This window comes from Verrucomicrobiia bacterium (genome assembly GCA_019634635.1).
Classification (GTDB): domain Bacteria; phylum Verrucomicrobiota; class Verrucomicrobiia; order Limisphaerales; family UBA9464; genus UBA9464.
On sequence record JAHCBB010000008.1, the window covers coordinates 33,536 to 46,255 of the forward strand.

General features: G+C 68.1%; 8 protein-coding genes. 7 read left to right on the top strand and 1 reads right to left on the bottom strand.

Annotated elements, in window-relative coordinates; genetic code table 11:
• The first annotated feature begins 131 nt into the window (after positions 1–131).
• Positions 132–1,400, top strand: a complete 1,269-nt coding sequence (locus KF791_07340; GenBank protein MBX3732395.1) for a hypothetical protein — start codon at positions 132–134, stop codon at positions 1,398–1,400.
• 73 nt (positions 1,401–1,473) lie between these two features.
• Positions 1,474–5,058 carry a protein kinase gene (locus KF791_07345; protein MBX3732396.1) on the top strand — a complete coding sequence of 1,195 codons (3,585 nt, stop codon included), beginning with the start codon at positions 1,474–1,476 and terminating at the stop codon, positions 5,056–5,058.
• 82 nt (positions 5,059–5,140) lie between these two features.
• Here KF791_07345 and KF791_07350 read toward each other — a convergent pair whose 3' ends face one another.
• A complete protein-coding gene (locus KF791_07350; GenBank protein MBX3732397.1) occupies positions 5,141–6,559 on the bottom strand; it encodes an alkaline phosphatase family protein in 1,419 nt (472 codons plus the stop codon).
• A 250-nt stretch (positions 6,560–6,809) separates the two neighbouring features.
• Between KF791_07350 and KF791_07355 the strand changes: the two genes are divergently transcribed.
• The 5 genes from KF791_07355 to KF791_07375 are packed head-to-tail and all read left to right on the top strand — an operon-like array spanning position 6,810 to position 12,629.
• Entirely contained in the window at positions 6,810–7,586 is a 777-nt protein-coding gene (locus KF791_07355; GenBank protein ID MBX3732398.1) for a GntR family transcriptional regulator, read from the top strand.
• Complete coding sequence (locus KF791_07360) at positions 7,516–9,057, top strand: CoA-acylating methylmalonate-semialdehyde dehydrogenase (GenBank protein MBX3732399.1); 1,542 nt, start codon at positions 7,516–7,518, stop codon at positions 9,055–9,057. Before KF791_07355 ends, KF791_07360 begins: the two co-directional genes overlap by 71 nt.
• A gap of 28 nt (positions 9,058–9,085) precedes the next feature.
• The gene (locus KF791_07365) at positions 9,086–10,132 is read left to right on the top strand and encodes an alcohol dehydrogenase catalytic domain-containing protein (GenBank protein ID MBX3732400.1); all 1,047 of its coding nucleotides are present in this window, start codon (positions 9,086–9,088) and stop codon (positions 10,130–10,132) included.
• 13 nt (positions 10,133–10,145) lie between these two features.
• Complete coding sequence (locus tag KF791_07370; protein MBX3732401.1) at positions 10,146–11,615, top strand: aldehyde dehydrogenase family protein; 1,470 nt, start codon at positions 10,146–10,148, stop codon at positions 11,613–11,615.
• Positions 11,616–11,627: 12 nt separating this feature from the next.
• Complete coding sequence (locus KF791_07375) at positions 11,628–12,629, top strand: class II fructose-bisphosphate aldolase (GenBank protein ID MBX3732402.1); 1,002 nt, start codon at positions 11,628–11,630, stop codon at positions 12,627–12,629.
• Positions 12,630–12,720: the final 91 nt, after the last annotated feature.

The window sequence follows — 12,720 nt, forward strand, 5'->3', positions numbered from 1 at the left end:
ACCGCCAGGGGCCGCCCTTTTGGATTGGCACGCCGGCGTCGGATCCCGATACGCTGCGCGCGAACCATCCGAATCCACAGTGTTCCATCGCCAGATCGTCCTCGTCCCCCTGAACGCATAAAGTCCCCGCCATGTCGCACATCACGCAGCTCAAGACCCTCAAGAAGAACACCGCCGGCAAGGTCGCCGCGGAACTCTCCCGCACCGGCGGCCTCCTGCGGCTCGCGCCCGCCTGGGTGCCCCGGTCGTTTCTGCAGCCAGGCCTGCGCATCAAGCTGCATCCGGACGACACCTACGCGTACGGCCTGAACCGCGGCGGCATAGACGAGCGGTGGTTCGCGTCCACCACGCCCACCGCCAACGAGGGCCGCGCGTGGGACGAAGGGCTGAACTATGTCGTCGTGGGCAGCGAACGCTTCACGCTGGCGCAGGCGGTTGCGGACTGCGGCGCCACGCTCGTGGGCCAGACGATCTGGAAGAAGTATGGCAAATGGCCCGTTTACTCGAAGTTCTTCGACAACATGGGGCCAATTCCGCACCACATGCACCAGTCCATGAAGCAGGCCCGCCTCGTCGGCCAGGAAGGCAAGCCCGAGAGCTACTACTTCCCGCCGCAGCACAACAACGTCGGCAACAACTTCCCCTACACGTTCATGGGGTTCGAACCGGGCACCACCCGGGAGCAGGTGAAGCAGTGCCTCCGCAACTGGAACAAGGGCGACAACGGCATCCTCGACCTCTCCAAGGCCTACCGCCTCAAGGTCGGCACCGGCTGGCTCATTGATCCCTGCATCCTCCACGCGCCCGGTTCGCTCTGCACCTACGAGCCGCAGTGGGGCTCCGACGTCTTCGGCATGTATCAAAACCTCGTGGAGGGCCGGGAAGTACCGTGGAGCCTGCTGGTGAAGGACATGCCGAAAAGCAAACACCAGGACATTGATTTCATCGTGGACCAGCTCGACTGGGACAAGAACGTGGACCCTCACTTCAAGGACAACCACTACCTCGAACCCGTGCCCGTCGCCGACACCCGTGCCGAAGGCTTTGTGGATCGCTGGATCGTGTACGGCAAGGTGGACGGCATCCAGTACTTCACGGCGAAGGAACTGACCGTCGAACCCGGCGCCGGGTGCACGATCAACGACAGGGGCGCCTACGGCCTCATCTGCGTCCAGGGCCGGGGCACGATCAACGGGCTGCCGCTGAACAGCCCGAAACTCATCCGGTTCACCGAGCTCACCGAGGACGAATACTTCTGCACCGAGGACGGCGCGAAGCAGGGCGTGACCTTCGAGAACACCAGCGCGACCGAGCCGCTCGTCACGCTGCGCTACTTCGGCCCCGAGGTGAACCCGGACGCCCCGGAGATGGGCGCCTATCGGAGGAACAAGTTCAATTGAACCGTGCCTCTCCCTAAAGCGGAGTCCGTGAAGCATACAGGGAAACCCCGAGGGCTTCCGGCAGGATTCCCCAGTGAGCACCCCGCGCGAAGTCACCCTGCTCGCCAGAGTTCTCGAAATCCCCGAGGCCGAACGCGACGCCTGGCTGGATCGTGAATGCACCGGTGATCCCGCGTTGAGAGAGCGGCTGCGGCGGCGCCTGGCACCACCCGAAACGTCCGGGCGCCCGGACGATCCGGCATCCGATGCCTCCACCCTGCCGTCGGAGACCTTCCTGCCGGACAACGAGCTGTCCGGGGCCGCGACCCTGCAAATCGGCACGGAGGTGGGCCGGTACCGGCTGCTTGAGAAGCTGGGAGAAGGCGGCTGCGGCCTGGTGTACGTCGCCGAACAGACCGAACCGGTCCGGCGCCGTGTCGCCCTGAAGGTGATCAAGCTGGGGATGGACACCCGGTCCGTGGTCGCACGCTTCGAGGCGGAGCGGCAGGCCCTGGCGATGATGGATCATCCAAACATCGCCCGGGTTCTCGACGCCGGCACAACCGCGCAGGGAAGACCCTTTTTCGTCATGGAACTGGTCCGGGGCATCCGGATCACCGAGTACTGCGACCGCAATCGCCTCACCACCCGTCACCGGATCGAGCTGTTCATCCAGGTCTGCCAGGCCATCCAGCACGCCCACCAGAAGGGGATCATCCATCGGGACATCAAGCCATCCAACATCCTGGTCACAACGTCTGACGGCCCCGCGGCCGCGGGCGTGCCCAAGGTGATTGATTTCGGCATCGCCAAGGCGACCGAAGGGCGGCTGACCGACGCCACCGTTTATACCCAGTTGCATCAGTTCATCGGCACGCCGGCCTATATGAGCCCGGAGCAGGCGGAGATGAGCGGACTGGACATGGATACCCGCAGCGACATCTACAGCCTGGGAGTCCTGCTGTACGAATTGCTCGCCGGCTGCACGCCGTTCGATTCCCGGGAGCTGATGGCCTCGGGGCTCGACGCCATGCGGCGGACCCTCCGGGAGCAGGAGCCCCTGCGGCCCAGCAATCGTCTGGCGGCCCTTCCGGGTCCCCGGCTGACCACCACGGCACAGCGACATTCGACGGATGCATCGCGGCTCCTGCACCAGGTCCGGGGCGACCTGGACTGGATCGTCATGAAGTGTCTGGAGAAGGACCGGACGCGTCGGTACGACTCCGCCGGAGCCCTGGCGGCGGACCTGCGGCGCCATCTGAACAACGAGCCGGTGATCGCCCGCCCCCCGAGCGCCGCGTACCGGTTCCGGAAATCGTTGCGACGGCATCGGCTCGCGTTTTCAGCGGCCGCAGTCGTGGTGCTGGCGCTGGTTTCCGGGCTGGGGATCAGCCTCTGGCTGTACGCCGGCAAAAGCGCCGCGGAACGCGAGCAGCAAACCCTGCGGGTCCAGGCAGAGGTGGCGGCGCGTGACGCCGGCCAGGCGATGGAACAGGCGGCCCGGCAGCGCGACCTGGCGCGGGAGCGATTATACGAGTCCCTCCTGCGCGAGGCGGGGTCCATCCGGAGAATGCGCCGGCTGGGCTATCGCCGCGAAGTGTTCGACCGGCTGAACCAGGCCCTCACGCTCGGGGCGGTCAATGCAGACCTCGGACAACTCCGTCGCGAGGCCTCGGCCTCGTTTGGCGACTGGGTCGGCCTCGACCCGGTCAAGATGCCCATCCCGGGCGGCGTCGGGGCGGGGGCGCTCAGCGGCGACGGCACCCTCGCCGCACTGGCCGAACCGGAGCATCGGGCCGTGTCCCTTCGGGAATCCCGCACCGGACACGAACGCGCCCGGCTCGCCGTCGGGGGGCATCCGGTGTCCCTGGCCCTGGACCGTCGCGGCCTCACCCTATGGGTCGCCCTCGTTGATGTCGCGCCAGGGACCTCGGTGCGCCCGGACACCTTCCGGGTGGAGCAATGGACCGTCCGTGCGGACGGCTCCTGGATACTGCAGCAGGCCCGAACCCCGGCGGGACGGACTCAGTTTGTGTCCAGCCCCGACGGCCCCGTGGCGTTCCTCCTGAGCACGAACCGGACGACCCTCACGCTGCTGGATCCGGAACGCGACGTCGAATTGGCCGTGCTGCCGTTGGGCAACCGCATGCCGTGGCTTCCCCAGGCCGCACTCGGTCCCGACCGTCGCCAGGTCGCCTTCTTCAGCTTCGAGGGAGACGAAGCATTTGATGTACAACTCGAGCTCTGGGATCTCGAAACCCGTCGGCAGGTCGCGGTGGTGGTCCCGAAGCTCGGGCCGGGCTGGGGACTGTCCTTCGCGCCGGACGGCCAGGCACTGGCCGCGACCTTCGACCATGCGGTGGTCGTGTACGACACGCGCTCCTTCCGTCCGCTGCTCAGCCTGAGCGGGGCCTTTGAGCAGTCCCTGGGGGCCGCTCTCGGAGGGGTCCCGACGCTGCTGGCCGTGCCGTCACCCCAGGAAATGGCGGTCCGTCTGATCCAGCTCGAGACCGGGCGCGAAGTGGCCCTGTTGAATCTCAATGCCATTCCCAACGGGGAATCCTTCAGCCAGGACGGTTCGGTGCTGCTGCTGACCCATTCGAACGGGGGTGACATCGTGAGCCTCAAGGCCGACGGCGAACGGATCCGCCTGCAGGGGCATCAGGGCGGGGTACCCGCGGTGGTCTTCACTCCGGACGGCACTCAACTCGCCTCGGTGGGCAAGGACCGCACGCTCCGGGTCTGGAACCTGGCAAAACCCGGGGACCACCGGCAGATCGGCAGCCTGCCGGGCCCCGGGCAGGCCCTGGCCTTCAGTCCTGCAGGCGATGTGCTCGTGAGCAGCTACTACAACACCGGGGAATTGTCGTTCTGGTCGCCGGCCACCGGGACCCTGATTGGGCGCATGCCCGAAGATCCCGAATTCCGGGGAACCCTGTGGTCCATTGACCTCAGTCCGGACGGGCGCCATCTCGCCGCAATCGGACCGGGGCTTCGGGTATGGGACTTCCCCGCATTGCTGGAATCCGCCCGGGGTCGTGGGGACTTTGGCGCTCCGGTGCTGGTGGAGACCAATGGCCTGGCGGGTTCGATCTTTGATCCCGCGAACCGGCGCGTGGCGTTCATGCAATCCGCGACCTCGCAGCCCGAGTTCACCACAAGACTGCAGGTTCGGGACCTGTCGCAGGGGTCCACCCGCACGGTGGCAACCGACAACCAGAACTACTTTGTCCAGGGCCACACCTTCCTGCCCCGGAGCGGTGCGCTGGCCTACGTCACCCGGGACCGCGAGGTCGCCGTGGTGGATCCCGCCGACGGGCGACGGCTCCGCACCTTTGCCACCCGCCTGCCCGGCGACCCGGCCAGGCCCTCGGTGGCGAACCTCGCGGCGAGCCCCGACGAATCACGCCTTGCCCTCGTCACCCCATCCGGGCTGGGGGTCAACCTGTGGGATCCGGAGAGCGGCGGCTTTCTCTACAGCCTGCCCGAGGAACACGGAACCATCTGGTGGCTGGCGTGGAGTCCCGACGGCCAACGACTGGCGATCTCACGGTCCAACGGGGACATCGCGGTCTGGAACCTTCTGGAAATCGAGGATCAATTATCTGCGCTCGGCCTCATGACCGGCCGGGATCGGGCGGAATCCGTCAAGCCGTCCCTCTCCCCTCCAGATCGGTGATCCCGAAACCGCCGGATCCCGTCAACCACCCGCCTGCGAAGTTTGCCGTTCCGGAACGTCCAGCCCCAGGCGCCCTGAAAGTTCACCCCAGCACGGCGGAGCGGAGCACACCGTAGATGTCGGTGGAGGACAGCACCGGCGACGGGAGCGGGCCCGGGCCGATGACGATCGGCCAGTCGTCGGGGTTCGCCGGCCGGGCACCGTGCGATCCGCGGACAAGCGTCGCATCCAGCGGGATGACATCCATGAGCATCCGGAAGCCGAGGGCCTTTTGGAGCAGCCGCCACGCGATCTTCAATCGAACGGCGGGAATCGCCGGATCGAGGAACAGCTCCACGGGGTCATAGCCCGGCTTGCGATGGATATCCACGCACCGGGCAAAGTCGGGGGCCCGCGCATCGTCCAACCAGTAGTAGTAGGTGAACCAGGCATCCTCGCGGGCGAAGGCCACCAGGTCCCCGGACCGCGGATGGGCCATCCCGTGCTCGACCTTGTCCGCGAAGTCCCAAACCTCGGAGACTCCGTCGAGGCCCTCAAGCATCTCCTGCACCGCCCCATGAAGGCCGCGGTCATTCAGGACCACGTGGGCCACCTGATGATCGGCCACGGCAAAGGCGCGGGACTGTCCGGGGTCGAGCACCTCAAGCCCGAGCTCCTCCTTGACGGTCAGCCATCCGCGTTTCCGAAACTCGCGGTTGATGTGGACCGGGGTGGCCACGGGTGTGATGCCGTACTCGCTGAGCACAATCACCTGCACCCCGTGCGCCGCATAGAAATCCAGCAACTCCCCCACGAGCCGGTCCACAAGCTGCAAGTCGGGAAGGATGCGCGGGTTGAGGGTTCCGGCGGGCGCCCCGGGCCGTGTCGGACCCCATCGCTGAAGGTTGTAGTCGAGGTGCGGCAGGTACACGAGGCTGAGTGTCGGCTGGTGATGTTCCTCAATCCAGCGGGCACAGCCGGCGATCCATCGGGAGACGCAGTCCGGCCCCCCCTGCGGCGAGCGGACCCCCGCTCCGGGGCCCCAGAATCCAGCGAAGGGAAAGTCCCCGAGCGCCCGCTTGAGGTCCGGCCGCAGTTCGAACGGCCAGGAATAGATGTCGAACACCTTCCGGCCGTCCGCCGGGTACATCGGGCGCGGGGTGACCGACCAGTCGGCGGTGGAGTACATGTTGTACCACCAGAACAGCTTCGCGCAGGTGAACGCCGGGTTCACGGCGCGAAGCTCCTCCCAGAGCTTCGGGGCGCCGACAAGCCGGTTGGATTGCTTCCAAAACTGCACCTCACACAACTCCCGGTGATACCAGCCGTTGGCCACGATCCCATGGTCGGTCGGGCGGCGTCCGGTCACATAATCCGCCTGCGCCGTGCAGGTCACCGCGGGCAGTGCGGGGTCAATCGCCGCGGACGCATGAGCCGCGCGGTAGGCGCGCAGGCGGGGCATGTGGTCGCCGATGAGCCCCGGGGTCAGGCCCACCACATTGAGCACGGCGGTGCGAATCACGCGCCGAGCATCCGCAAGGGCAAGGCCGGCGACAATCCCCGACGGCCGGCGTTGCCTCCACGAAACGCCGGGAGCGCGGGACGCGCACACGCGGGAGCCCTCCCCCGAACCGCCCAGCGATCCGGCCTGCCAGACGGGAGACGTTGCGGGCGTGCCGCAGCCCGTCCCCACCCGGGGGGGGTCGGTCACCGGGGCGGTTTGGGTTGACCGGGGACCGCCGGCTCGGGTAGCAGACCTGTGGCTTAGCCACATGATGTCCCTCGAGGCCTCCAGCCTGGTCCGCGCACCGGTCTATCACCAGTTGAACGACCGGCTGCTGGAACTGCTGCGCGGAGGGCGGTTCGGGCCCGGAGACCGGTTCCTGACCGAGCGCGAGGTGGCGGCGCGGTTCGGCATCAGCCGCATCACGGCCAACAAGGCGCTGTCCGGTCTGGTCGCCGCCGGCCACATCGAGTTTCGCAAGGGCGTGGGCAGCTTCGTCCGCCGTGAGGCCCTCGAGAACGACCTGCGGTCGCTTGTCAGCTTCACCCACAAGGCCACCCAGGCCGGCCGACGCCCCGGAACGGTTGTGCTGACCTTCCGCAAATGCACGGCGGCCCGGGCACCGGAGGCGGTCCGGAGCGCCCTGGGTTGTCCGCCGGATGAGGTTCTGCTTTTCGTCGAACGCCTGCGCCTGGCCGATCGTGAGCCGGTGATCCTCGAGCAGCGGCACCTGGTGGCCCGGCGCTGCCCCGGACTCGGCCGCCGCGCCCTCGCGGGTTCCCTGTACGCGTGGCTGGACCGCGCCGGCATCCGTGTCACCGGCGCCGCGCAGCAGATCCGCGCGGTGGCGGCTGACGCCGGGACCGCAGCGCATCTCGGGGTACCCCGCGGGACCGCATTGCTCGAGGTCCACGCCGTGGGCCGGGCCGGCGATCCTCTCTGGGTGGAGGTCACCCGGTATCGCGGCGATCGCTATGAGTTCCACAATCTGTTGTCCGAAGGGCCTCCCGCGCGACCGGCGCGGAGCGCCTGGCGCACCCCCTGAACCCTCCACTGCCTTGACCCCCGTCGAGTCCGTACCGCATGTCATCGCCGGCCGCAACGTGCCTTCCTCGGGAACGGAGGCCCTGCCGGTGGTCTCGCCACTGGATGGCTCCCTGCTGGGCCGGTTGCATCCGGCCTCGGCGGCGCAGGCGGACGCCGTGGTCGCGGCGGCGGCATCCGCCGCCCCTGCGTGGGCGGCCACCCCGGTGAAGGACCGGGTCCAGCCGCTGTACCGATTCAAGCAACTGGTGGAACGCGACCTGGAGTCGCTTGCGGACGGCATCACGCGGGAGAACGGGAAGACTCCGGGAGAAGCCGCCGCCGGGCTCCAGCGCGGGCTGGAGGTTGTGGAGTTCGCCTGCGCCCTGCCGCACCTCATGGCTTCCGAAATTCTGGAGGTCAGCCGCGGTGTGGACTGCCACCTGCGCCGGCTGCCGCTGGGCGTGGTGGCCGGGATCACGCCGTTCAATTTTCCGGCCATGGTGCCGATGTGGATGTTCCCGATGGCCATCGCCTGCGGAAACACCTTCGTGCTCAAGCCCAGTGAGCGCGTGCCATTCACACCGGTCCGACTGGCTGCGCTCCTGCGGGAAGCCGGCCTGCCCGATGGGGTGTTCAATGTCGTCCAGGGGGACCGCATCACGGTTGGGGCGCTGCTCGAGGATCCACGCATTGAAGCGGTGGCGTTTGTCGGCTCCACGCCCGCGGCCCGCGCGGTGCATCAGCAGGGCACGCAACGCAACAAGCGGGTGCTGGCCCTCGGCGGTGCGAAGAACCACCTGGTGCTGATGCCGGATGCCGATCCGGACGTCACCGCCCTCAACGTCGCGGCGTCGGCGACCGGCTGTGCGGGGCAGCGGTGCATGGCGGCCAGCGTGCTGATCGCGGTCGGGGACTGTGACGCCCTGGTGGATGCCGTCGAACGGGCCATGGGTTCGCTGCGGCCGGGGGTGGACCTCGGCCCGGTGATCAGTGCCGCGGCGCGCGACCGCATCCTGAGCTACATCCGTCTCGCCGAGGACGAGGGCGCCCGGGTCCGGCTGGACGGCCGGGGCGTCCGGGTGCCGGGACGCGAGGGGGGCTTTTATCTCGGGCCGACGTTGCTGGACGGACTCGGGCGCCAATCCCGCTGCGTGCAGGAGGAGATCTTCGGCCCCGTGCTGTCGGTGCTGCGGGTGCGTTCCCTCGACGAGGCGCTGGAGATTGAAAACGCCAGTCCGTACGGCAATGCCGCCTCGATCTTCACCACCAGCGGATCGGCGGCGCACCATTTCGAGGCGCGGGCCCAGTCCGGCATGGTGGGTGTGAACATCGGGGTTCCGGTGCCGCGGGATCCGTTTGGATTTGGCGGCTGGCACGAGTCCCGGTTCGGCATCGGGGACATCACCGGTCGCGACGCGATTCCCTTCTGGACCCGCGCGCGCAAGACCACGGTCAAATGGGGGGTCCGCCAGGGCAACTGGATGAGCTGACCCCGGACGCACACCTTCCATTCGCCTCATGAAAGCCGCCGTCTATCTGGGAAAGGAGCAACTGCCGGTGCTGGAGGTCCCCGAACCTTCAATCGCGGACGGCGAAGTGCTGCTGGAGATCGAGGCCTGCTGCGTGTGCGGCACCGATCTGCGCACCTACCGGCATGGCGACGTCAAGATCCATCCGCCACGGGTGCTGGGCCACGAGTTCTGCGGACGGGTGCTCGAGACCCGGGCGCCTGATGCCGGAGTTTCCGTGGGCGACCGCGTGGTGCTGTACATCGTCATCGTGGAGGGACAGGACCGGTACGTGGAACGGGGTCGCGAGAACCTCGCCTTGCGCCGCACCACCATCAGCTACCACCACGACGGCGCCTTTGCGCCCCGGATGCGCGTTCCCGCGGCCGCGGTGCGCAACGGCAACCTGTTCCGGGTGACCTCGGACATCCCCTCCGAGGTGCTCAGCCTTGCGGAGCCCCTGGGATGCTGCATGAACGCGCACTCGCGGCTTGGGGTTGGGTTGAAGGATACCGTGGCGGTGCTCGGGGCCGGGCCGATCGGCATCATGCACGCCGCACTGGCCCGGCTTCAGGGCGCCCAACGGGTGTTCGTGTTGGATACCAACCCCGCCAGGCTGGAGGGTGCAGGGCGGTTTGACGTGGACGGCGTCTGGCTGGTGACGCCGGACGGCGCGCATCGCGAGGCGCTCCGGGAGGCGACGGATGGATTCGGACCCGATGTCGTGATCGTCGCGGTCAGCGCCGCGGCGGCCCAGAACGACGCCCTCGCAATCGCGGCCCGGGCGGGTCGCGTGAACTTCTTCGCCGGGCTGCCCAAGTCCAACCCCGTCGCGCCACTCGACGTGAACCAGATCCATTACAAGGAACTGGAAGTTTCGGGCAGCTATTCCGAGAAAAAGAGCGACTTCCAGGCGGCGTTTGCGCTGTTGCACAGCGGACGCTTCCCCGCAGGGCGGCTCATCACCCACCGGCTGCCCCTCGACCGAATCACCGAGGCCTTCCCGCTCATGGAGGGCGGCGAGGCGCTGAAGGTGTGCATCCTTCCCCGCAACTGATTCCTCGAATCCAATGACCGAGCCTCCATTCTCTCCTCCGGTCCACATGGACCTCCACATCGGCGGTGGTTCGCGTCCAGCGGTGGACGGCAACCGAACCTCCCTGAAGTCTCCGGCAACCGGCGAGCCGATCGGCTCGGTGGCCACCGCCTCCGAGCCTGACCTGGAGGCTGCCGTGAAGGCCGCCAGCGACGCATTCGCGACGTGGTCGGGGCTGACGGCTTACGAGCGCGAGCGCGTGCTGCGCCGGGCATCGGCCCATGCGCGGTCGCAGGCCGGGCGGATCGGATGGCTGATGTCCCTGGAGCAGGGGAAACCGCTGGCCCAGGCGCGGAGCGAGGTTGCCGGCGCCTGCGACACGCTGGAGTACTATGCCGGCGAGGCACCGCGGATCGAGGGCTGGACCAATCCGACCGAGGACCGCGGATACCGCTCGTGGGTTCAATGGCAGGCGGTGGGCGTCTGTGGATTGATCACGCCGTGGAACTATCCGGTGTCCCTTCTGAGCTGGAAGCTGGGTCCGGCGCTCGCGACCGGCTGCACGGTGGTGGTGAAGCCGCCCACGGTGACGCCGCTGGCGCCGCTCGCCTTCTGCGCCGCGCTGACCGAGGGCGGCCTGCCTCCTGGCGTGGTCAATTGCATTCCGGGGCCGGGCGCTTCCCTCGGCGAGGCGCTGATCCGGCATCGGGCGGTCGCCAGGATTGCCATGACCGGATCCAGTGCCACCGGCCGGCGAATCCTGGCGCTGGCGGCCCCCCATCTGAAAAAGGTCTCGCTGGAACTGGGTGGCCAGTGCCCCGCGATCGTCGCGGCCGACGCCGACCTGTCGTTGACCGCAAAAACGATCGTGTACAAGGCGTTCCGCAACAGCGGACAGTCCTGCAGTTCCATCAATCGTGTGTTCGCCCACGCCTCGATCCACGACGCACTGGCCAACGAAGTGACGGCGATGGCGGAGCGGCTCAGACTCGGGGATGGGCTGGCGGACCCGCCGGTGGATCTTGGTCCGATGACAACACGCGACGGCGTGGAAACTTCGGCCGCCCACGTCGCGGACGCCCTCGCGCAGGGCGCGATCCTGAGGACCGGTGGCCGGCCGCCCGGGGGCGAGGCCTTTGCCCGGGGCCATTACTTCCTGCCGACGGTGCTCACCGGCTGCCGTCCCACCATGCGGGTCCTGCGGGAGGAGACGTTTGGCCCGGTGGTGGCCTTTGCTTCATTCGATGATCTGTCGGAAGCGGTCCGGCTCGCCAATGATTCCGATTACGGACTCGTCGCCTACCTCTTCACGCGGGACTTCGCGACGACGGTGACGGTCGGCGAGGCGCTGGAAGCGGGCACCGTGTGCGTCAACCACGGGGCGGTGAACACCAACTACGGGCCTTATGCGGGCTGGAAGGACAGCGGCTACGGGATCGAGCTCGGACGCCGTGCGGTGTTTGAATACCTCAAGCCCAAGCACATCAAGGTGGCCCTCAGCTGAACCGGGCGGACCATGCTTCTGGATCCCCTGCAATCCCGGATCGTGCTGCGCACCGCGCTCGAGGGCGGCTTTGCGCTCCTCGCGGTCAATGCCGACTCCCCGGCGGCCATCACGGATGTCCTGGAGGCCGCCCGCACCCTCGACGCACCGGTGATGATCGAGGCGAGTCTCTGGCAGTTGACCGGACACAGCTTCGGGGCGGGTGACGCGCTCCTTGGCATGGCCCGCTATCTCGTTCAGCTCGCGGTCCTCGCGGAATCCCCCCGATACCGGGACCTCCCCATTCTCTTCCACACCGACCACATCAAGGGCCCCGTCACCCTGCCACTGCTCGAGGCGGCGGTGCGTGGCCTTGCCACCGGACTCGGCGATACTGTGGTGTCCCCCTCGACCCTTTCGGTGGATTCCTCGGAGCGGTCCGAGGCGGACAACATCGCCGCCCTGGTGAGGCTCGGTGGCGTGGCGGCGGACTGCGGGCGCCCAGTCACTCTGGAAATGGAGGCGGGCGTGGACGACGGGGTCACCGACCTGGAGACCGCCGGGTGCCTGCTGGCCGGCGTGGAGTCCAGGGTGCCCGGGGTGATTCACCTGTGGGCTCCCGGGGTTGGGACGCGGCATGGTCTCGGCGAGCAAACCGGGCTCTCCGTGGAGGCCGTACGCGCACACCGCGTCCGGGCGTCGGATGTGTTGGGGCGTCCGGTGGGCATCGCCCTCCATGGCTCCTCGGGCGTGTCCCCGGAGGCGCTGCGGGCCGCGGTGGAGGCCGGGGTTGTGAAGGTCAACTGGTCCAGCGAATCCCTGCGGCTTCGTTCGGCGGCGGCATTGGCATTCTACGAGGGGCAGCGGGCCGCGCTGGAGCCGGGGCACCCCGCGTGGAAAGCGACGGCCATGGACCATGCGGTCCAGTCGCATGTCGCCTCGGGGTACCAGCCGCGGGTGATGGAACGTCTCCGGTGTCTCAACGCCGCGGGCCGGGCCGCCGACTGCCGGCGTGCGCTGGCGACTGCCGGGTGAGAGACGGTCGCGGAAGGACGGCGCTGTTGGAGAAATTGACGTTCATAGACCTGTTTTGCGGGTGCGGAGGAAAATGCTGCACGATGGCGAT